We start from the raw sequence: 18,348 nt of genomic DNA, 5'->3' as shown, positions 1-18,348 counted from the left end.
CCTCGGTAAAACGTGTCTTCTTCATCGGAATCTCCTCGTTCATCCTGCCGAGAAAATTCTACTTCCGCATCCCCTTAAGATCGGGGGGGATTACCCACCCTCCTTCTGAAAAAATCGTCTTCTGATCTCGAGGCGTGGGTAAGCTGGCACTGACTTCTGCCGTAAAGGGAGCTTTTAGACTGCTGCCTTAGGCCGGTGTCAGAGGGAGCGTCGCCCCAGCATGGTGTCTCGAGAGATGACGGAACTATCGGTGGGCATCACTGAAAACCCATCCATCGCGTCCCTCAGATCGCTGGTCATCACGTGCGCATACCGGCTCGTAGTCTCGATGTTGGTGTGACCCAGCAGCTTCGAGACCAAGCTGATGTTCTGCGTCTTCCGCAACATCCTGGTTGCGAAGGTGTGGCGCAGGTCGTGGAACCTGAAATTATCAATACCAGCGTCCAGGAGGGCCTTGCGCCATACAGTGCCGAACACGCCGCCGCTGGCGACGATCTGGATCCGCTCGGCTGAGTGGCCGTCGACGCGCGTGAACACGTAGCGACGGCTCTCCATCACGTTCGATTTGGGGATGGCAGACAGCAGCGCTGCCAACTCCGCATTGATCGGGAAGAACATCAGCTCATCGCCCTTCAGGCGGAATGTGATCTCGCGGTGGTTCATGTCGACATCGCGCCACAGCAAGCCGGTGATTGTGCTGATCCGGGCGCCGGTCATCAACGCGAAGGCGACCATCGGATGAAACTCTTGGGGCAGGGTGGCGAACAGCCTGGTCTGCTCGTCCGCTGTCAGCTCGCGAACGCGTTCCCGAGGTTCTTTCGTCTCGGCCGCTTTGAAATCGAGGGGAGGGATATCACATTTGTAGATCTTGCCCATGTACCGGATCGCACGACCCAGCATCTGCAGGTGACGGTTCACGGTGCTGTTGGCGCAGGTGGCGCGGTGCTTTGCGGCGTACTGAACGATGTCCGCATCGGTCAGCCTGGATATGCGCTTGCTGCCATCCATGTAAGACAGAATGATGCGCGCCTGGCTCTTGGTGGTGCTCTCTGAAGGCCGTCCGATGATCTTGTCGTTGATGTAGGTGCCGAGGGCTTCGGACAGTGTGTAATCGTTCCCTCTGGACGCGTTGCGTTTGGCGTTGGCCCGAATGTCAGCCTCTATTGCCTTCGCTGCCTCGAAGTCTTCCGTCCCGCAAGATCCTCGAAGGCGATGACCCCCGACGACGATGTCGTATTGATAGATACGGGTCTTCTTGGTTCTGAATGGCATTGTGTCTGGGCCTCGATGTATTCTTCCAAGTCGTCGGCACGGTAGCGAATAGCCCCTTTGGCAACCTTCACGTACTTTAGCCCGTTGCGGCGGCATTCTTGCAAGGTCTTTGTGCAGACCCCCAAGAAGGTCGCGGCCTCGATCGGCTTTAGCAGGGGAAGCGACATTTCAGATTTCCTCGTTTGCCAGAAGGTCTTTAGCTTCGATCCGCTTGACTGCCTTGAACGGCCAGTCCCGACCTTCCATCGCAGCCCGATCGCGCAAAGCGCGCGCCTGGGACTTTGTCCCGCTCCAGGCGTACCGGGTGCCATGGGTCACACCCGCGCCGGACAGGTGCAGATATTGCTTGGTGCCCGCTATTCTGAACCGAACCTTGGGCTTCTCTGTGTAGTACTCAGTTTTGATCCGGGGCAGCCCGCTGGTGAGTATGGTCATGTTTCACCCTCCGCAGAATAGTTGATTGAGCATCGACCCCGCACCGGCGCCGACCAAAAACACAGCACTCAGTGACCACCAGTCGATGCGTTTGTGGCTTGGTTGCTCAGCGACGACCCACCAAGGCACAGTGCGGGCACGGCACAGATCGCAGTCCTCGGCGCCGCACCGGCACTCCAGCTTCGACATGGCGCCGCAGCCAAAGCAGTCGGGGCGCCCGCAAGGGCACTTGGTGGCTTTGTGTCCACACATCACAGATCCCCCCGGATCTCCGGCGGCAGCCAGCTGTCGATCCGCGCATTGTCGGCGCGGCTGAGGCCCATCGCCTCGCGCACGGAAAGATCATGCAGCAGGCCGTGCAGGTCCTTGACCTTGTGACCCTTGCCCTGCGCCGCGAAGGCCTGCACCCGTTCGTCGTCGCGATTGTGGCCGGTCAGTTCGACGTAATGGTCGACCAGGTGCGACTGGCTGCAACGGCTGAAGTAGATCGGCGCATCCGGCGTCCAGGTCTTGCGGATGTCGATCGACAGATCTTCGGCCAGCATCGCCCCCAGTGTGGCGGTGATGTGCTGCGGGCGCTGAACGGTGCGCGCCAGGTGCTGTGCCAGCACCGTGTTGCGGTGCTTCTTGCCCTTGGCACGGAAGGCGGCAAAGTCTGCCGCCATATCGGTGGGCGCGAGCTTGCCGGTGGCGTTGCTGGTCTCTGTCAGCCGCTTGTCGAGGATCAGCGCGCTGTCGGCTGCGTCATGCTTTTCCGGGATGATGGATTGGTCGCTCAGGGTTACGGCCAGCAAGGCGGCGTAGTTCGGCATCTGCGCCTCGACCTGGTAGGCCAGCAGGTCCAGCAGCAGCTCGGGCTTGTCCACCAGGGCGGTTTGCAGCGCCAGCGTCTGGATGCGGTGCAGATCCTCGATCGCGGCCTGCGCGACGGGCGGTTGGCTGGTCGTGGTCTTTTCGATGCCGTCGGCATTTGCGCCGGTGGCTGTCTTGCCTGCCTTTGGGCGGAAGGCATCGCTGACCTTCAGCTCGCCTTTTTCATTGACGTAGACCCAGACGCCGGCGGCTTCGATGTCCTCTAGCTCATAATCGCCTTCGGCGCGGGTGCGGATGGCTTCAAGGGCGGCGTGACCTTCATCGCTCAGAACGCCCGCTTCTTCCATTTCTTCCAGGCGTTCCCATTCGTCCTGGTCTGCCTCGGGTAGCTCGACGGGCACGCGATAGATCCTTTCGGCGCGCTCGGTCCTTCGATAGTCGAGGTGCCCCAAGTCGTAAATCGGCTCGACGAAAGCCCAGCCGCTCTTCTCTGCCTCGGTCTCGACGGCCAGATCCAACTTATGACGGAACAGCTTGTCGAGTAGATCTTCGTCGTGCAGCAGTGTTTCATCTTCGAACAGGTTCTCGGTCAGTGCCCCGCCTTCGACGCGGTAGGTCTCGAGACCAACAAAGACGGCGCGCCGGTCGGTGGCCTCAATCCGGCCATCGCGCAGGGCATTGGCGATTTGCCAGCTTGCCAGTTCGTCGTTGAGAACAGCTTGTAGGACCCGCTCAAGCCGTGCCGTATCGTCCAGCGATTGCGTCAGCGCCTTGGCCATGTCGATCCCGATCTTGTTCTCGCGCAGGGCCATCAGGGCCGAGGCGGGCAGGGCGGCCAATGCCAGCCGCCCGCGCACATGGCGCACCGGCTTGGCAAAGGCGCGGGCGATGTCCTCGGGCGTGCGGCCGAGGTTGGCCATGGCCGCATACGCGCGGATCTCGTCGGCCGGGTGATGATCGACGCGGGCGTGGGTCTCGGCACCGGCCCAAGCCTGCGCCGTCGCGGGATCGTCGGTGACCAGGACAGGGATCGGGTCGATCACGTCATCGCCGGTGAGCTTGTTCAGCCCGCGCAGGCGACGGCCTCCGGCGACGATCTCGACGCCGGTCTCGGTCTCCAGCCCGATCAGGTTGGTGAGCAACCCGCTGACGCGCAGGCTGTCGGTCAGCTGGTCGATCTCCGCCTCGGGTGGCTCGGCACGGGTGTTCAGGGGGCTGATCTTCAGCTCCGCCAGCGGGATCCACCGCACGGCATCAATGGGGGCTTGGATGTTCATGGAAGTCTCCAGTTTAAGTGGGCAGGTTGATTTTGATTTGTCGTGGTGCGGCGGACATCGAGATCAGGCCTGCGTCTTTAATGCGGCGAAGGCTTAGGCTGGCGGTCGCCTTTGCGATGCCACAGCGTTCGGCGATGGTCTGATTGGTCGGCCACGCCTGGCCGTTCACGGTGCTCATGCTGGCAACGGTGATCAGGACCAGCTTTTCGGTGGGGCGCAGCCCGGTCTGGTTCATGGCCCAGTTGATCGCGTTCATGCTCATGATGCGGCTTCCTTCTCTGCCTCTGTGATCCGCCGCGCGAAATATTCAGCGGTGGCCATGACCTCTTTCAGGTCTGGTCGCGCGCAGACGTAGCGGGCGGGTTCACCGTCGAACCAAGGGGCGACGCGCAGCTCGAATAGGGCTTCGCCGGTGCCCATGGCGTGGGTTTGGGTGATCCATGCGGTGACGACGCCCTGGGTCAGCGTGGCGCTGGTCGGGCCGGTGCGCTTCCAGCTTACTGCGGGTCGGGTATTGCACGTGTCGGCCCTGCCGGGCGCGTGAGTGGTGGCAGTGGTCATGGCAGGGCCGCGTATCCGTTCGCCAGCAGGGCGGCGGCAGCGAGGGCCAGCGCGCAGAGCTTGTGGGTGGATAGGGTCGGAAGGCCGGACTTATAGGGACCGCCTGAGTAGCGCAACAGGTCCGCAACCAGCTGGTAGGCCAGAAACCCGCTGACGAAAGCGGCCACCGCAAGCGCGCCAACGGCCAATAGCTCGGAGCTAAGGGCGATCATTGAAAGACTCCTCAATTGGGTCAATCGCCTCTAGGTTCTCTGGATGAACAAAGGCGGAAACGGATATGAGTGTTGATTTTGAGAAATCTACAGACGGCAATATTGTGATGCGCCCTGTCATTGGGTGGACCCCGTTTGTGGCGTTTGGAATGGCGTGTGGTTTGCGGATTGAGTTTGTTCAAAATGAAGAACATCTGCAGGCGGCACTGAAAAACGAGCGCAAACCTGATGCAGCGCAAATAGTTTTGACGCCCCAACAAGCAGAACTTCTCGCGCAAGACCTGATGAAAATGGTTCAGACAGCATCGGTGCGCCCAGACGGTCAGGGAGAATAGCGTCAGCCATCATGCCACCCGTGCCGGTGGGATCGGGGTGCACCGCTGTGCGGCCTTAATCCAGTTGGCAATCGCCTCTTCCGCGCTGTTGCCGCTGTGGTACAGGCCCATCATGTGCAGCTCGGCATACAGCGGGCCCCAGCCGCCCGAGGTGTCAGGCAGGATCAGGCAGCCGCCGGTTTCGATGCAGGTCTGAGCGACCTTGGTCATACGGGCGTCGGCATCCAGCTGGCACAGATCGTCGGCCAGATGGCGGCGCTGCGCGGCGATGGTGGATGCGATGTCGAAGGGGAAGCTCATGCCGCGTCACCGCCGGTGGGACGGTGCGCCATGCGGGCTTCCCACAGTTCGCGCACGCGGTCTTTGATGCGGGGCAGGCGCTGATCGAGGTCAGCTTGCAGTTCGGATCGCGGTGCGGCGATCAGGTGGTGCGGCGTGTCGATCCGGTCGAGGTAGATCGTGTGGCCGCGGGCCTGTTTCAGGGCAAGCCACGCGCCCATGATAGCGGTGGGATGGGGGTGCCAGCCGGATGTTGGGGCCAACAGTAAGTGGCGGTGGTGGTCGTTGGGGATGGGGTTGATGTTCATGCTTAAGTCTCCTCATTGAGGAGACTGATAGTCCGATTATTTCGGACGTGTCAACATTTTGTACGAAAAATTCGGACTACCGATCTAACTACGGTTGTATTGCATTGCTCAATAAATAGAATAAAACGTGAACATTCGGGAATCAATTTGATGAGGCTGGCAGCGATTGCGAAATTTTTTAGGAAAACTGGCGTGAACCTTAACTGGGTTTTTGACCCATTTACTTGCTGGCGGCGGTCAGGGCCTCTGTTAGTCGATCGCGCACATCAGGGGCCAGCTGAAGAAAGTCACCGAAGAACAGGTAATTGAAGTCAATGCCATGAGCGCGATAAAAATAGCGGCCAGCCTTGATCGATGGCGCGCCCCTAGATTCTTGCGAGTGATAGGTTTGCTTCGGTACTCCGACTGCCGTCGCGATTTCGTTCTGCCTCAGGCCCGTGCTTACCCGTGCGGCGATCAGGCGAGTGCTGATTGCGTCGGGAGTTGTGTCTCCGTGCCGAAATAGCTTTTCAAGTTCGTCGTGGGTCATGTCGCGTGTATCTACGTTTGTCCGAAAAATTGGTACTTTTTTTGATCGGATTATTGACGGTCTGAATTTTTCGGACTAAATCTGTTCGCTATGAGCAGAACACCCAGACTATTCATTGAAGAACTTGGCGGGTATCGTGCCGTATCCTCTCGCTTGGGCGTGAAGTCTACGACTTTGCACACGCATATCTCGGCCGAAAAAATACCGCCCAGATGGTACAAAGCGCTATGTGATCTAGCTCTTGAAAGAAGTGTTAGCCCTCCGCTGACAGATCTCTTTGATTTTAAGCCTCTGATAAAGCTGAATGACAAAACGCGTTCTTCGAAGAGCGCGCCATGAGTTCTGCGGCTTACCCAACAAACGAAAAGGGGCGCGCTGCCTGCGCACCCCATTTCGCCCTTCAAGCTGTTTCATCTGCTGACTGTTCACAGGTCAAAGATGGAGTGAACATGCGGAAAAATCTTTCAAAAAATGTCCGACGGGACGATTTTCTTGGGGGACAGCACAAAAGCCTGTCGCGCAAGTGGTTTGCGGCGCTGCTTTGGCGGGCATTTCCGGCGACATCGAATACGGAAGTGGCCCGTTTGGGCGCGCCGGTTTTAGGTGTATCCGAGCGACAGATCACCAACTGGCTCAACTGCGAGAATGACGCGGCGTTGAGCTATGTCACCGCGGTGATGGTTCTGGCCGGTGTCGAGTGCGCGCTGGATGGCGTGCGCGGGGGCCGGGCAGCATGAGGCTCGGCACGCGCATCGCTGCGATCTGGTTCCAGGCGTGGGCCGCCCGCGCTGACCTGATCGCGGCGTGGTGGCAGAGGCGTTCGCGTCGCTGGCGCCACCGGTCGGAAAAATTTTTCCATAAGCTCTACGGAGGCAAATGATGTCTCCCCGAGGTTTCCCATCCGTCGATCTTTCCTCCTCCCGGGGTCGATGGTCCGCGCACACCGGTGGCGGCCGGTGTGCGCAACAGTTTGATCCCTTCCGCTGTGCGTCTCGCACGGGGATGTGCGCGCGGCGTCGAGCGGATCAAGGTCGGGGCGGCGGTTTGAGGGTTGCCGCCGTCCCGACAGTTTCAGGGTCGCACGGCGGGGAGGCACCTTTCCTTCGTTTCTTGAAGCACAACTGAAGGGGGTAAATGCAAATGTTGTTTAGAAAGTTATGCGGTGCCAAAGCTGTTCTTAAAGCTCACGATCAAGTCTTCTACGACGCTGCGTGGAAAATTATCGGTTTGCTTTGTTTTAATCTCTTCAAGAGTATCAATCAGCGCGTTGAGATCAACGATCTTTCTGTCGAGCAAGACGCTCAGAACCGTTTTGTGAAGCTCCAGATTAAGCAAGACAATATTTTCAATGTTTTTTATGCGTTCTTCACACGCGTTGCGTGCGCGTTGCAACTCATCCTGCGACTGCTTGTGGTCCACATTTTCATTTGGCGTGGGCAGTTTCAAAACGGAGTTTTCAAATACAGGGAAATCAATTCGCTGTTCCTTTCAATGGTGGCGCGGGTGGATAGACATGGCGGGGTGGCATCCCCGTCATGTCACTCACTTTGTGTGGTGAGTGGCTGGGTGTCAACATCTTGCGCTGGAGAGATTGCGGGTCAGCACTTTTCGCGGTGGGCGATATGAGCCAGAACAGATCCTCCGCCGTCATGCAGCAGCGCGCCGAGCCGACCGACAGTCTCGACGACTTCCCGACCCCGCCCTGGGCCACGCGGGCGCTGCTGGCGTTCCTGAAGCAGATGAACCAGCCGCTGGACGTGCAACGCGCATGGGAGCCTGCCTGCAACCGAGGCCAGATGGCCCGCGTGCTGAGTGAGGAATTTGCCGAGGTCTGGACCACGGATGTGCACGACTATGGCTATGAGGGCATGGCGGGGCGCGTCGACTTCCTGATGCCGGATCTGGAGCCGCCGGTCGGCATCGACTGGATCATCACCAACCCGCCGTTCCGTCTGGGCCCGCAGTTCATCCTGCGGGCGCTGGAGCTGGCCGAGGTCGGCGTGGCGGTCCTGGTCCGCACCTCCTTCGACGAGGGCACGGCGCGCTACCAAGCCCTCTTTCGCGACAGGCCGGAGACCTGGGCGCTGCCCTTCGTCGAGCGGGTGGTGATGTGGCAGGGGGTTCTGCTGGACCCGGACGTGCCGGTCTGGCGCCCCTCGAAGGACGATCCCCACGATTTGACCAAGGGCAAGCTGGAAAAGCCCAGCAGTGCCACGTCCTACCAGTGGCTGGTCTGGCTCAAACCCTGCGTGACCGTCGATGATGTCGCTGCCTCGTTCAAGCGCCGCATTCCCCCGTGCCGCAAGGCCCTGACCCGTCCCGGGGATTACCCGCCCGTGCCTGCGCATCTGCGCGCGCCTGCCGGTCTGTCACCCGCGCCCTTGCTGGAGAATCTTTGATGTCTGACGCCGACTTTCGCCCCATCGTTTTGCCCGATGATTTCAGGCCTACGCCAAAGCCGCCCCCGGAACTGGCGCTAGAGTGGATTCCGGTCCGTGCGCTGGTGATTGACACCGGATATCAGCGCCCGTTGGCGCGCGAGAACTGGAACAAGATCAACGCCATCTCGGTCGCGTTCGACTGGCGGTTTTTCACGCCGGTTCTGGTCTCGCCTCTTGGTGACGGGCGCTATGCGCTGATCGATGGCCAGCACCGGTCGCACGCTGCCCTTCGGGCGGGGTATGACGCAGTGCCCGCGCTGGTGGTGCCGATGTCACGAGCGCATCAGGCGTCGTCGTTCATGGCGGTCAACGGCGCCGTGACCAAGGTGTCGATGTTCCACCTCTACCGCGCCGGTCTGATGGCGGGCGACGCCTGGGCCATCCAGGTGCGCGAAGTTGTTGAGGCCGCAGGCTGTCGGGTGATGTTGTCGAACCATTCGGCGGCGGAAAAGAAGGCGGGCGAGGTCTACTCGATTTCGATGGTGCGCGGGTTCTGCCGGGCGGGCAAGGGCTGGGCTGTCACGCGGGCGCTTGCCGCATTGATGGCCTCGACCCACGGAGCGGCGGCGGATGCGTTCAAAGAGGCGTTCATGTCGCCGCTGATCCACGCACTGGCGAATTGCCCGATGGGGGAGAGCCTGTTGGTGGCCTTTCTGAATGCGCAGGACTTCAAGCTGTTGCATCGCAAGGTCGACCGTCTGCGCGAAGAGCCGCGGTACAAGAACGTCACGCGGATCACGATGATGCGCGATGTGCTGTTGATCTTGATGCAGGACTGGAACAGGCGCGGGGGCGTGGCGGCATGAGTGTGGCTTATCTGGATGAATTGCGCGCGGCGCTGATCGACCTGGATGCGCCGCCGCGGCCAACGGTGCGGAAAGCGCAGAAACCTGAGCGGCGTCCGCTGGCGCCGGTCGAACCCAAGGAACCCGATGATCCGGACCTTTTGCGCATTCCGATTGGACAATTTTATGTGCTGCATGACTTGGTCGTCGCGCGTCAGGAGTACGAATGTGCCGATCCTGATCACCCACGCAACGAGGGGCAGGTCCGCCCTGCCTGGCCGCTGGAGTGGCGCAACTCGCACGGGGATGGCGGATTGGACCGTCAGCTGCGGCGGTTCTGGTGCGTCGTGCTGCAGCAAGCCATCCTGGAGGCCTGCGAGGAATACTTGAAGCGCGATCATCCCCCGCCTTGGGTTGGATCAAGAGATCCGCGCGAGGTCGGCAATCTGGCTGGTCTGAACGGCGATGCCGTGGCCGAGTCTCTGCGCGGCCATTTCAGCACGAAAGCTGGTGTTTTGGAGCTGCAGGCGGCGATACGCGGTGGCGCGTCCCACGAGGCACAGAAGGCGGCGCGCGATGGCTAGGACGCTGTGTCTCGAGTTCGAGCTGATCCCGGAGATACCGCTGCTGCGCGGCTATCTGCGCGCTCCTGATGGGCCGATCCACGACATCGTCGAGATCACCCCGACGGGTGCGGATGACTACGGCAGGTTCCTTGGGACGGTGTTGGCGGTTACCGGTCAACCCGATCTGACAATCACAGGCAATTTCCCAATCGACCTCGGGCGCACCACTGCACCCAAGGCACAGATCAAGCGGGCCTGTCAGGCCGCTTTTGAGGCTCTTCAACCGACAACTTAGACGATTCAACAGGCAGTTTAACAATGAGCCATAAGGCTACAAATTGGTTAGCAAATCTCGCACCGGAGACGATGACGGCGGGTGCGTTCCGGGTGATGTTTCACCTGTGCGATTGCCACAACCCCTCGAACGGGTGTTTTCCTGCGCAGGCTTACCTGATGGAGAAGTGCAACCTGTCCAACAGCGGGCTGAATTTGATCCTTAAACGGCTTGAGAATGATGGTCTGATCTCGCGCCATCAGCGTGTCGATGCAAAGACCAGGAAGAAGCGCCCGACACGATATCTTTTTCCGTTTGAGGATGGGTTCAAAGCCCAGAACCCAACTCCAGAAAGTGGAGATGGAAAGAAGCCAAAGCCAACTCCAGAAAGTGGAGACGGAACCATCTCCACTTTTCGGGCCAATCCATCTCCACTTTCTGGCCAATCCCATCTCCACCGTGGTGGAGATAAACCTGTAAAGGAACCTGTAATTAACCAGCGCGCGTGCGCGTCGCAGCGTCAGGGCAGTGCTGGTCGTAGATCGCAGAACCCGTTGGTTCAAAAGTCGGCAGAGCGGGCTGTGCAGCGGTGGCGGGAAGGCCGCCCCACCGCGTTCGATGATCTGCAGCCGTGGGAGCGCGATCACATCATCGCATCCGGACTTCTGTCCGATGACGAACTGGCCAAGGCCGGATTTTCCAATGAAGGGGGCAAGGCATGACTGAGCAGGATTGCACGAAAACCGAGAGTAAGCGGGCGCGTGTGCGGCGTCTGGTGATCGACCCATTGGCAGCGGGCGGGATGCGGGGAAAACATGGCACTTCGCCGGACACACAGCGCGCGTTTCTCGATCGCGTTTGCGATGAGCTGGCACGGTTATCGGATCGTCAGTTGGTGATGATGCGTGGCTGGATGGAGGCGAACGGCGAGGGATCGGCGAAGTGCTTCTGGCCCGCCTTCGTCTCGATTGCCGGTGTTGCCCAAGGACTGTGTCCGCGTCCGATCGAAGAATTGCCCGAGCTGTCCAGTTGGTTTGGCAGCCGCGCCGGTCCCGAGGCCGCGGGCGTTCCTGGTCGGCTGGTGGAGGAACTTCGGTTCATCGAAAGGAAACGCCGCCCACCTGTGATGGTTGGCGAGGCCGCGATGGTAGCGCGTCGTGCCGCCGAACTGCATTCGGACGTACTGCGGGCGCGTGAGCTGCGCGACTGCGGGCGGATGTACGATGAAGCGTTGTTGGGGCGCTATGACCGCGACAAGGCGCGCGCCGAGGCGCTGGTTGCCAAGGGTGAGGCGGGACGTGCTGCAGGTGACGCAGCATGAGTGTGCAGGGGGCTGTCACGGCGGACGCCATGGGCCGTGTCCGACGCGAGATCTCGATCCAACGGCTGCTAGAGTGGGCTTTCGCCGATGAGTGCGCCCAGGTGGATTTCGAGGACGCGGGCACGTTGGTACAGGGCTATGGTCATGCGGGCAACGCTTACCGGATGGTGCAGCGCGGCGCATTGGGTTGTCGGATCGATGGCGGCGGCATGTCCTATCCCGATCCTGACGCTGACCTGGTGGCCTCGGCGGTGGCGACGTTGCCCGTCGGATGTGGTGGGCGACGCATGGCTGTCTGGATCGCTGAGTTGTCCAGAAAGCGGATGGTGCCAGATGCGTTTGTCGGTGTTGAGCCGCGTTGCGAGCCGAAGGGTTGGAAGGTGAATCAGTTCGGACGAAGGGCGGAAACGGAGAGCTTGGGCGTAGAGATTGACACGTCTGGCTTGCGCCCGCGTCGACATGATGTCAGGGTCTGTCCGGTCGTCTACAGGCCCGATGGCAGTCAGGTTGCAGCAGCACGACGAAATTATTTGCTGTGGTGGTCTGCTTTAGCTGAGCTGCGTATGACCTTTGAAATCCACAAAAATCTGTCTCGCTGGGTTGTGGGTCAGACGATGCCGCCGATGACGCCTTGGAAAAAGAGTATTGCGTCTCAGAGCTGCCCCCCCTAGACAAAGTGCCAGCACCCCAATCGCGCCCGGACGGTAACCCCGCTCCGGGCGCTTTGCGTTTGGTGGTTTGGTTCTGGAGTTGGACTGTATGGCACTGCGAAAGGTCTGTGCTGCGCCCGGCTGCGATGATCTGGCTGTCGAAGACTTGGCACATTGCGAGGATCACGAGGCGCGGCGTGCAACCAAGCTGGCATATCGCAGGTCAACGGCGCAGCTGTCGGATCATGCACAAGCGCACCGGCAGCTCTACAAGTTGAAAGCTTGGATTGTTGGAAGGTTGCAGTTCCTGCGCCGCAACCCGCTGTGCGTGGACTGTGCGGAACTAGGCGCCGTCGAGCCTGCGACCGATGTCGACCACATCATTCCGCACAAGGGCGACCGGCGGTTGTTCTTTGATCGGTCCAACTGGCAGGCGCTTTGCAAGTCCTGCCACAGCCGCAAGACGGCGCGCGAGGTGTTCCATCGCAGGGGTGATGGGATGCTGACGAACTGAGTGCTTTTCTCTTCGGTTTGAACGAGGCGGTTTTCTCAAAGGTTAGTCCTTGCGGGTCTGCGTCACTCGAATGCCCCGTCACAACGTGCTGTTAGAACAACAGGGGCTTTGACAAAGGAAAACCGGTCTGAAATTCACACGACCTTTCTTGCATCTCAGCCTGACCAAGCCCTAAGCTGAAAAAGGTTAGTTTACGACTCCGTCATTCCGAACGGACGTACCAGGCAACAGAAAGCAGGCATCCATGGCAAATTTCAGCACAACGCATTTTCTTCTGTATGATTCCGCAAGTCCGACAGACACCTCTAATGGGGTGATAGTTTATAACTTTACCGACACAGTTTATGATGCCAACAGTGATGGCGATATTGATGGTACGGATTACTTTTTGGGCCCCACTATTCCTTACACTGGCACGACTGTCACCATAAACGGATCAGATTACGCTGTTTTTGTTGACGGTTCCTTTAACATTATCCCCTATGACATCGCCTACGACGACTTAGGGTCCTTTACCGACTCGTCGACCTGGACGTTCAATTCGGTCCCCGAAAACGCCGATGTCGCGAACTGTTTCCTGACCGGTACGCGCATCACCACGCCATCGGGCGAAACGGCGGTCGAGGATTTGCGGATCGGGGATGTGGTCACCACCGCCGACGGGCGTGCCGTAGAAGTGAAGTGGATGGCCCGCCAGACCTATCGCCAGTTCCGCAACATGGCGCTGCCGGAAAAACACGCGCCGGTTTGCATTTCCGCCGGTGCCTTGGGCCACGGCCTGCCGCACACCGATCTGTATCTGACGGCGGATCACGGCATGATCCTGGACGACATGGTGGTCAACGCCGGTGCCATGGTCAACGGTGATACGATCCGCTTTGTGCCGCTGTCGGACATGCCTGCCGAGTTCACCTATTACCACGTCGAGACCGAGCATCACGACGAGATCCTGGCGAATGGTGCGGCGTCCGAGACGTTCATCGACTACGTCGGCCGCAAGGGGTTCGACAACTATCTCGAATACCTCGACCTCTATGGCGCGGACCGGATCATCCCCGAGATGAACCGCCTGCGCGTCTCGGCCAAACGCCTGCTGCCGCCGCAGCTTGCACAGCGGTTGGGTGCGGCTCTGGCGCAGAACGCGGCCTGATCTATCGACCCGACGATGACAAAACGGCGTTCCCACCGGGAGCGCCGTTTTTCTTTGGGGAAGGGCGGTCGCGCCAGCAACGTATGTCGGCCACATCACGCGGCGCAAGGGCGACCGGCGGCTACTCTTTGATCGGTCAAACTGGCAGGCGCTGTGCAGGTCCCGCCACAGCCGCAAGACAGCCCGTGAGGTTTTCCACGGTGGTGGGGGGGTATCTTAAAAACTCAGCTGTCCGACATAGGACCGGCGGGGGAACATTCCTTTTCGTGCACGCGAAATTGGAGAAAAAAGCCCAGGGGTAAAAGCCTTTTGGGCCAATGAAGGATGGTTGAATGAAGGGACGCAAGCCGAACACTGGCACGGTTGTGCCCTTCAAGGGCGATGCCAAAAAGCATGTGCCGGACGCACCGGACTTCATGAGTGAAGACGCCCGCAAGGTCTGGGATGAATTGGCCGGCCAACTGGTGGCAAAGGACCGGCTGGAGCCGCACCATGTGCATATGTTCGCAGGCTACTGCGAGAGTGTGTCGAACTTCATCCATGCCACGCACTGCCTGGTGATGGAGGGGCTGTACTACGAGACGATGACCCGCAACGGGAAGCAGCAAAAAAAGACTGCTCCGTGGGGGCTTCAGCAGGAAGCGCTGGGTCAGATGCAGCGGATCGGCGCGCTGTTCGGTATGTCACCCGTCGACGAAAAGCGGCTGGGAGCCGGAGGCCAGGGCGATCTCTTCGATGACGTTGTGAGCATTTTGAATGGCAAGGGATGAGCACCCGGTCACGGCCTATGCTGACGACGTCCTGAGCGGCAAGATCGTTGCAGGCACGCTTGTGCGGATGGCCTGCGAGCGGCACCTGATGGATCTGGAAACAGGCAAGGACCGGGGGCTGTTCTTCGATGAGGAAGCGGCGCTGCGCCCGATCCGTTTCGGTGGTCTGCTGCAGCACTCGGTCGGGCCGATGGCGGGCAAACCACTGACACTCGAGCCGTGGCAGCAGTTTCGCATGGGTTCGATCTTTGGCTGGAAGCGCGAAGACACCGGGCTGCGCCGGTTCACCACCTGCTACAACCAGATCGGAAAGAAGAACGGCAAGACCACCGAGACGGCGCTGCCGATGATCTACACGCAGCTGTTCGACGGCGAGGCCGCGCCACAGGGCTATTGCGCGGCCACAACACGAGACCAGGCGGGGCTGCTCTTCAAGGAAGTGAAGCGCATGATCAAGCGGTCGGCGTTTCTCAGTCAGATGATGAACGTCTGGCGAACCTCGATCGAAACCCCGCGGTTCGATGGCAGCATATCCTGCCTGAGCCGTGACGGTGACAGCAGCGACGGCATCAACCCGAGCTTCATTGCACGCGACGAGATGCACCGCTGGACCGATCGCGAACTGGAGGAGACGATTGTTGAAAGTATGGCCGCGCGTGCGCAGCCGATTGACTGGATCATCACGACGGCGGGCCATGATCGGGCAAGCCTTTGTGGCGAAATACGCGGCTATGCCGAAAGTGTTCTGCGCGGCGCAGTGCAGGATGATGCGTTCTTTGGGTACGTCGCCGAGCCGCATCCTGATTGTGATCCGCTGGATCCGACCGCTTGGGCGATGGGCAACCCCAATCTGGGTGTGTCCAAGCCTCTGGCCTTTGTCCAGGAGAAGGCAACCAAAGCGCAAATGATCGCGGGGCGGATGCCGAACTTCAAACGGTTCCACCTGAACCTGTGGACCGAAGGGGCCGAGACATGGATCGACCGCGACAGCTGGGACGCAGGCTTGGCAGCGGCACCGATCGACATCCGCAAACTCTTCGGGCGGCCTGCGTGGGTGGGGCTGGATCTGTCGAACAAGATCGACACCACGGCCATCGTGGTGGCGGTGCCGGTCGACGGGGTGATCTATCTCATCGCCTACACGTTCCTGCCCGAGGGGCCGAAGGGGTTCATCAAGCGGGCGCAGTCAGAGAAGCGCGAGTTTGTCGCCTGGCGCGATCAGGGCTGGCTGGAAGTGCACGCGGGCGGCGTGATTGATGAGGACCAGATCGCCGAGCGGCTGGAATGGATCCGCGCGAAGTTCGATCTGCGCGAGGTCGCCTATGACCCGTGGGGCATGAAGAACCTTGCCAAGCGGTTGGACCAGCGGCGGTTCCCGATGGTCGAGCATCGGCAGGGGTATGCCTCGATGTCCGAGCCGATGAAGCGGGTCGAGGAACGGGTCGTGCAGGGCACAATCCGCCACGGTGGCAATCCCGTGCTGGCTTGGCAGGTCGGGAACGTCCACCGCGACGAGGATGCGGCGGAGAACGTGAAGCCGAACAAGAAGAAATCGAGCGGTCGGATCGATGCTGGTGTCGCCATGATCATGGCGGTGGGTCGGGCCGAAGCACAGGAAGGCAAGCGCAAAGCGCGAGAGGTTGAGGTTGTATGAGCATGTTTTCCGGACTGATGTCGCGGCGCAAACCCGAGCGGGTGGCGCGGGTCGAGCCTGTCATTGCAGCGTCGGCGGAAACGTCCGGCACACGCACCCCAAATCCTGCGGTGTTCAGCATCGGCTATGGCGGGCAGTCACGCGTGCGGACACTTCCCCGCGCGACCGGTCTGATCGCACAGCGCCACGCGACGGTGTTTGCCTGTGCCAACAACATCGCGGGCGATCACTGCAAGGTGCCGCTGAAACTGTGGCAGCGCGATGGCATGGGGGGCGAGAACCGCGTGCGAGAGCATCCGGCGGCCTATCTGATGAACGTCGAGGCCTCGCCCGGTGTGTCCGCGCAGGTGTTGCGGTACGCCATGGTCTATTCCTATTGCATTCGCGGGCGTGGCCATGGCTATGCGCCCCGCGATGGTGGCGGTGAGCTGGAGTTGATCGAGGCAATCAACCCGGACCATGTGTCGATGTTCAAGGCGGGGCGGACCCGCGTGTTCGACTTCGAGGACGGGGCAGGGGTGCGGCGGCGGGTTCCATCGCGGTCGATGGTCAACTTGCGCTACATGCCCGAGGACGGCTGGACGGGACGCAGCCCGATCGAGGTTGCGGGCGAGAGCTTTGGCCTGGCGCTGGCGGGGCAAGAGGCGGCGGCACGCACGGCGTCGGGTGCAACCATGCGCGCGGTGATCACGATGGAAGATGTCTACGAGGATGAGGAGGCTTATCGCCGCAACGGTCGGCGGATCCGCAATGCCCTGACCGATCCGGAGCATGAAGGCTTTCCGATCATCGGTGCGAACGACAAGATCGAAAGCCTCGATCTGACAGCGGCGGACCAGGAACTGCTGGCCAGCCGCAAGTTCGACCGCGAACAGATCGCCGCCGTGTACCGGATGCCGCCGAGCAAGCTGCAGATGCTGGAATACGGCGTGAAGGCCAACGGCGAACAGCAGGCGATTGACTATCTGACGGACTGCCTGATGCACTGGTCGGCTTTGATCGAAGCGGAATATGCGATGGGGCTGCTGACAGAAGCCGAACGGCGCAGCGGTTTGTTCTTCCGCCACGACTTCGGCGCGCTGCTGCAGCCGACCACCAAGGAAAAATACGACGCGCTGACCAAAGCCGTGGGCGGTCCGATCATGACGGCCAACACCGCGCAGCGCATTGCGAACCTGCCGGTCACCGAAGGGCCAGATGATGATCGTCTGAACCCGGCGGCCAACATGACCCGCGATCCCGAAACCGAGAAAGAGGACTAAGCCATGACGCGTCGGACCATTGGAAGCTATCTGCAATCAAGCGCGCTGGCGCTGTCGCATCACGGTGGTGACGCGCTGCTGGCGATGGATGTGCCGGCGGATTGCCAGACCACCAACGCAGCAGCCGCAGTCACCGTCGAGCCTGGCGAACGCTATGCGGTGGCACGGGGCGTCGGTGTGGTGCCGGTGCGTGGGCTTCTGACGCCGAACTTTTTCCTCTTCGAAAAATACATGGGCTGGACCACCTATCAGGGGCTGGAGCAGTCGCTGGCCGAGCTGGCTGCCAACGACGACTGCAGCGGCATCGTGCTGGATATGGATTGCCCCGGCGGGATGGTCTTGGGCATCGAGGGCGCGGCCCAGGCGATTGCCGCAGCAGCTGCGATCAAGCCGGTGCATGTGCTGGTCAATCCTCTGGCGGCGTCGGCGGCCTACTGGCTGGCGTCCCAAGCCACCGAAATCACCATCACTCCGGGCGCGCTGGTCGGGTCGATCGGGGTGCGGCTGACCGCGACCTCGCCACAAGACACCGACAATTGGGGCGATCAATGGTTCGAGATCTCTTCGAGCCACGCGCGGGCCAAAGCGCCGGATCCGGCAACGGAAGCTGGCATGGCCGAACTGCGCCGGTCGCTGGATGAGACCGAAGCGCTGTTCCACGCGGCTGTGGCGGCAGGGCGCGGCATCGATCCGGCCCAGCTCACTGCCCAGCTTTCCGTCACGGATGACCCGCAAGACGGCGGTGCCGTCTTTGGCCCGGAACAGGGCATCGCGCGCGGGCTGGTGGACCAGCTCGAGAACCGTGATGCCTTCTATGCGCGGGTGATGGCGGCCTATGCCCCGGCTCCGCGTCCACAAGCCCGGGCCTTTGCGGCCCTGGCGGCGGCCGCCCAGGCGCGCGCCGCAACCTGACACCACATCACATCGGTGTAATCGACCT

26 protein-coding genes are annotated in these 18,348 nt (G+C 60.8%); 15 read left to right on the top strand and 11 right to left on the bottom strand.

All coding sequences use genetic code 11. The features are described from left to right. Positions 1 to 198: 198 nt before the first annotated feature. The 7 genes from BUC08_RS04520 to BUC08_RS04490 form a co-directional block, all read right to left on the bottom strand. Positions 199 to 1,272 carry a tyrosine-type recombinase/integrase gene (locus tag BUC08_RS04520; RefSeq protein ID WP_037920175.1) on the bottom strand — a complete coding sequence of 358 codons (1,074 nt, stop codon included), beginning with the start codon at positions 1,270 to 1,272 and terminating at the stop codon, positions 199 to 201. Beyond that, positions 1,161 to 1,439 carry a helix-turn-helix domain-containing protein gene (locus BUC08_RS25220; RefSeq protein WP_073194130.1) on the bottom strand — a complete coding sequence of 93 codons (279 nt, stop codon included), beginning with the start codon at positions 1,437 to 1,439 and terminating at the stop codon, positions 1,161 to 1,163. The genes BUC08_RS04520 and BUC08_RS25220 overlap by 112 nt, the downstream gene beginning before the upstream one ends. Before the next feature lies 1 nt (position 1,440). Next, positions 1,441 to 1,707: a hypothetical protein gene (locus BUC08_RS24275; protein WP_037920178.1), complete on the bottom strand. Its 267-nt coding sequence runs from the start codon at positions 1,705 to 1,707 to the stop codon at positions 1,441 to 1,443. Between the two features lie 251 nt (positions 1,708 to 1,958). Then, a complete protein-coding gene (locus BUC08_RS04505; protein ID WP_037920181.1) occupies positions 1,959 to 3,797 on the bottom strand; it encodes a ParB/RepB/Spo0J family partition protein in 1,839 nt (612 codons plus the stop codon). A gap of 13 nt (positions 3,798 to 3,810) precedes the next feature. Next, positions 3,811 to 4,059, bottom strand: a complete 249-nt coding sequence (locus BUC08_RS04500) for a helix-turn-helix domain-containing protein (protein ID WP_037920183.1) — start codon at positions 4,057 to 4,059, stop codon at positions 3,811 to 3,813. Next, the gene (locus BUC08_RS04495) at positions 4,056 to 4,358 is read right to left on the bottom strand and encodes a hypothetical protein (RefSeq protein WP_037920185.1); all 303 of its coding nucleotides are present in this window, start codon (positions 4,356 to 4,358) and stop codon (positions 4,056 to 4,058) included. Before BUC08_RS04495 ends, BUC08_RS04500 begins: the two co-directional genes overlap by 4 nt. Then, positions 4,355 to 4,570 (bottom strand): hypothetical protein, encoded by a 216-nt coding sequence (locus tag BUC08_RS04490; protein WP_037920187.1) that lies wholly within the window; start codon positions 4,568 to 4,570, stop codon positions 4,355 to 4,357. The genes BUC08_RS04495 and BUC08_RS04490 overlap by 4 nt, the downstream gene beginning before the upstream one ends. Positions 4,571 to 4,635: 65 nt before the next feature. Between BUC08_RS04490 and BUC08_RS04485 the strand changes: the two genes are divergently transcribed. After that, positions 4,636 to 4,905 (top strand): hypothetical protein, encoded by a 270-nt coding sequence (locus BUC08_RS04485; protein WP_037920190.1) that lies wholly within the window; start codon positions 4,636 to 4,638, stop codon positions 4,903 to 4,905. Between the two features lie 9 nt (positions 4,906 to 4,914). On the opposite strand, the gene BUC08_RS04480 is transcribed toward BUC08_RS04485, so the two are convergent. The 3 genes from BUC08_RS04480 to BUC08_RS04470 all read right to left on the bottom strand — a co-directional run bounded on the left by BUC08_RS04480 (position 4,915) and on the right by BUC08_RS04470 (position 6,021). Further along, positions 4,915 to 5,205 (bottom strand): hypothetical protein, encoded by a 291-nt coding sequence (locus BUC08_RS04480; RefSeq protein WP_037920193.1) that lies wholly within the window; start codon positions 5,203 to 5,205, stop codon positions 4,915 to 4,917. After that, positions 5,202 to 5,492 (bottom strand): hypothetical protein, encoded by a 291-nt coding sequence (locus BUC08_RS04475; protein ID WP_037920195.1) that lies wholly within the window; start codon positions 5,490 to 5,492, stop codon positions 5,202 to 5,204. The genes BUC08_RS04480 and BUC08_RS04475 overlap by 4 nt, the downstream gene beginning before the upstream one ends. A gap of 220 nt (positions 5,493 to 5,712) precedes the next feature. Then, a complete protein-coding gene (locus BUC08_RS04470; protein WP_051693738.1) occupies positions 5,713 to 6,021 on the bottom strand; it encodes a helix-turn-helix transcriptional regulator in 309 nt (102 codons plus the stop codon). 335 nt (positions 6,022 to 6,356) lie between these two features. Between BUC08_RS04470 and BUC08_RS24910 the strand changes: the two genes are divergently transcribed. Continuing rightward, the gene (locus BUC08_RS24910) at positions 6,357 to 6,758 is read left to right on the top strand and encodes a hypothetical protein (protein ID WP_224769757.1); all 402 of its coding nucleotides are present in this window, start codon (positions 6,357 to 6,359) and stop codon (positions 6,756 to 6,758) included. A 418-nt stretch (positions 6,759 to 7,176) separates the two neighbouring features. On the opposite strand, the gene BUC08_RS24270 is transcribed toward BUC08_RS24910, so the two are convergent. Then, positions 7,177 to 7,467, bottom strand: a complete 291-nt coding sequence (locus BUC08_RS24270; protein WP_143186668.1) for a hypothetical protein — start codon at positions 7,465 to 7,467, stop codon at positions 7,177 to 7,179. A 176-nt stretch (positions 7,468 to 7,643) separates the two neighbouring features. Here BUC08_RS24270 and BUC08_RS04455 point away from each other — a divergent pair, with 176 nt between their 5' ends. The 13 genes from BUC08_RS04455 (at position 7,644) to BUC08_RS04395 (ending at position 18,320) form a co-directional block, all read left to right on the top strand. Beyond that, positions 7,644 to 8,420 carry a methyltransferase gene (locus BUC08_RS04455; protein WP_143186667.1) on the top strand — a complete coding sequence of 259 codons (777 nt, stop codon included), beginning with the start codon at positions 7,644 to 7,646 and terminating at the stop codon, positions 8,418 to 8,420. Next, complete coding sequence (locus tag BUC08_RS04450; protein ID WP_051693748.1) at positions 8,420 to 9,268, top strand: ParB N-terminal domain-containing protein; 849 nt, start codon at positions 8,420 to 8,422, stop codon at positions 9,266 to 9,268. Before BUC08_RS04455 ends, BUC08_RS04450 begins: the two co-directional genes overlap by 1 nt. 2 nt (positions 9,269 to 9,270) lie before the next feature. Beyond that, on the top strand, positions 9,271 to 9,831 hold the full coding sequence (locus BUC08_RS04445) for a hypothetical protein (RefSeq protein WP_143186666.1): 561 nt from the start codon (positions 9,271 to 9,273) through the stop codon (positions 9,829 to 9,831). Further along, a complete protein-coding gene (locus BUC08_RS04440; RefSeq protein ID WP_037920204.1) occupies positions 9,824 to 10,108 on the top strand; it encodes a hypothetical protein in 285 nt (94 codons plus the stop codon). The genes BUC08_RS04445 and BUC08_RS04440 overlap by 8 nt, the downstream gene beginning before the upstream one ends. A 23-nt stretch (positions 10,109 to 10,131) precedes the next feature. Further along, positions 10,132 to 10,809, top strand: coding sequence for a helix-turn-helix domain-containing protein (locus tag BUC08_RS04435; protein WP_073194126.1), 678 nt, complete (start codon positions 10,132 to 10,134; stop codon positions 10,807 to 10,809). Further along, positions 10,806 to 11,408: a hypothetical protein gene (locus BUC08_RS04430; RefSeq protein WP_051693751.1), complete on the top strand. Its 603-nt coding sequence runs from the start codon at positions 10,806 to 10,808 to the stop codon at positions 11,406 to 11,408. The genes BUC08_RS04435 and BUC08_RS04430 overlap by 4 nt, the downstream gene beginning before the upstream one ends. Then, the gene (locus BUC08_RS04425; protein WP_037920206.1) at positions 11,405 to 12,079 is read left to right on the top strand and encodes a hypothetical protein; all 675 of its coding nucleotides are present in this window, start codon (positions 11,405 to 11,407) and stop codon (positions 12,077 to 12,079) included. The genes BUC08_RS04430 and BUC08_RS04425 overlap by 4 nt, the downstream gene beginning before the upstream one ends. A gap of 88 nt (positions 12,080 to 12,167) precedes the next feature. Further along, complete coding sequence (locus tag BUC08_RS04420; protein ID WP_037920208.1) at positions 12,168 to 12,572, top strand: HNH endonuclease signature motif containing protein; 405 nt, start codon at positions 12,168 to 12,170, stop codon at positions 12,570 to 12,572. 244 nt (positions 12,573 to 12,816) lie between these two features. Then, entirely contained in the window at positions 12,817 to 13,722 is a 906-nt protein-coding gene (locus BUC08_RS04415; protein WP_051693753.1) for a Hint domain-containing protein, read from the top strand. A gap of 332 nt (positions 13,723 to 14,054) precedes the next feature. Next, positions 14,055 to 14,492, top strand: coding sequence for a P27 family phage terminase small subunit (locus BUC08_RS04410; RefSeq protein ID WP_028956670.1), 438 nt, complete (start codon positions 14,055 to 14,057; stop codon positions 14,490 to 14,492). Further along, the gene (locus tag BUC08_RS04405; RefSeq protein ID WP_037920211.1) at positions 14,479 to 16,146 is read left to right on the top strand and encodes a terminase large subunit; all 1,668 of its coding nucleotides are present in this window, start codon (positions 14,479 to 14,481) and stop codon (positions 16,144 to 16,146) included. The genes BUC08_RS04410 and BUC08_RS04405 overlap by 14 nt, the downstream gene beginning before the upstream one ends. Next, a complete protein-coding gene (locus tag BUC08_RS04400) occupies positions 16,143 to 17,408 on the top strand; it encodes a phage portal protein (RefSeq protein WP_143186665.1) in 1,266 nt (421 codons plus the stop codon). Before BUC08_RS04405 ends, BUC08_RS04400 begins: the two co-directional genes overlap by 4 nt. A 3-nt stretch (positions 17,409 to 17,411) precedes the next feature. Next, positions 17,412 to 18,320: a S49 family peptidase gene (locus tag BUC08_RS04395; protein ID WP_037920214.1), complete on the top strand. Its 909-nt coding sequence runs from the start codon at positions 17,412 to 17,414 to the stop codon at positions 18,318 to 18,320. Positions 18,321 to 18,348: the final 28 nt, after the last annotated feature.

It is taken from the genome of Pseudosulfitobacter pseudonitzschiae, from assembly GCF_900129395.1.
GTDB classification, from domain to species: Bacteria; Pseudomonadota; Alphaproteobacteria; order Rhodobacterales; family Rhodobacteraceae; genus Pseudosulfitobacter; species Pseudosulfitobacter pseudonitzschiae.
The sequence above is the reverse complement of the archived record's forward strand: the minus strand, read 5'-3'. Positions and strand labels throughout refer to the sequence as shown.

Coding starts and splice junctions, on each gene's coding strand:
- BUC08_RS04520 (WP_037920175.1), bottom strand. CDS start 1,272: ATGCCATTCAGAACCAAGAAGACCCGTATCTATCAATACGACATCGTC.
- BUC08_RS25220 (WP_073194130.1), bottom strand. CDS start 1,439: ATGTCGCTTCCCCTGCTAAAGCCGATCGAGGCCGCGACCTTCTTGGGG.
- BUC08_RS24275 (WP_037920178.1), bottom strand. CDS start 1,707: ATGACCATACTCACCAGCGGGCTGCCCCGGATCAAAACTGAGTACTAC.
- BUC08_RS04505 (WP_037920181.1), bottom strand. CDS start 3,797: ATGAACATCCAAGCCCCCATTGATGCCGTGCGGTGGATCCCGCTGGCG.
- BUC08_RS04500 (WP_037920183.1), bottom strand. CDS start 4,059: ATGAGCATGAACGCGATCAACTGGGCCATGAACCAGACCGGGCTGCGC.
- BUC08_RS04495 (WP_037920185.1), bottom strand. CDS start 4,358: ATGACCACTGCCACCACTCACGCGCCCGGCAGGGCCGACACGTGCAAT.
- BUC08_RS04490 (WP_037920187.1), bottom strand. CDS start 4,570: ATGATCGCCCTTAGCTCCGAGCTATTGGCCGTTGGCGCGCTTGCGGTG.
- BUC08_RS04485 (WP_037920190.1), top strand. CDS start 4,636: ATGAGTGTTGATTTTGAGAAATCTACAGACGGCAATATTGTGATGCGC.
- BUC08_RS04480 (WP_037920193.1), bottom strand. CDS start 5,205: ATGAGCTTCCCCTTCGACATCGCATCCACCATCGCCGCGCAGCGCCGC.
- BUC08_RS04475 (WP_037920195.1), bottom strand. CDS start 5,492: ATGAACATCAACCCCATCCCCAACGACCACCACCGCCACTTACTGTTG.
- BUC08_RS04470 (WP_051693738.1), bottom strand. CDS start 6,021: ATGACCCACGACGAACTTGAAAAGCTATTTCGGCACGGAGACACAACT.
- BUC08_RS24910 (WP_224769757.1), top strand. CDS start 6,357: ATGAGTTCTGCGGCTTACCCAACAAACGAAAAGGGGCGCGCTGCCTGC.
- BUC08_RS04455 (WP_143186667.1), top strand. CDS start 7,644: ATGAGCCAGAACAGATCCTCCGCCGTCATGCAGCAGCGCGCCGAGCCG.
- BUC08_RS04450 (WP_051693748.1), top strand. CDS start 8,420: ATGTCTGACGCCGACTTTCGCCCCATCGTTTTGCCCGATGATTTCAGG.
- BUC08_RS04440 (WP_037920204.1), top strand. CDS start 9,824: ATGGCTAGGACGCTGTGTCTCGAGTTCGAGCTGATCCCGGAGATACCG.
- BUC08_RS04435 (WP_073194126.1), top strand. CDS start 10,132: ATGAGCCATAAGGCTACAAATTGGTTAGCAAATCTCGCACCGGAGACG.
- BUC08_RS04430 (WP_051693751.1), top strand. CDS start 10,806: ATGACTGAGCAGGATTGCACGAAAACCGAGAGTAAGCGGGCGCGTGTG.
- BUC08_RS04425 (WP_037920206.1), top strand. CDS start 11,405: ATGAGTGTGCAGGGGGCTGTCACGGCGGACGCCATGGGCCGTGTCCGA.
- BUC08_RS04420 (WP_037920208.1), top strand. CDS start 12,168: ATGGCACTGCGAAAGGTCTGTGCTGCGCCCGGCTGCGATGATCTGGCT.
- BUC08_RS04415 (WP_051693753.1), top strand. CDS start 12,817: ATGGCAAATTTCAGCACAACGCATTTTCTTCTGTATGATTCCGCAAGT.
- BUC08_RS04410 (WP_028956670.1), top strand. CDS start 14,055: ATGAAGGGACGCAAGCCGAACACTGGCACGGTTGTGCCCTTCAAGGGC.
- BUC08_RS04405 (WP_037920211.1), top strand. CDS start 14,479: ATGGCAAGGGATGAGCACCCGGTCACGGCCTATGCTGACGACGTCCTG.
- BUC08_RS04400 (WP_143186665.1), top strand. CDS start 16,143: ATGAGCATGTTTTCCGGACTGATGTCGCGGCGCAAACCCGAGCGGGTG.
- BUC08_RS04395 (WP_037920214.1), top strand. CDS start 17,412: ATGACGCGTCGGACCATTGGAAGCTATCTGCAATCAAGCGCGCTGGCG.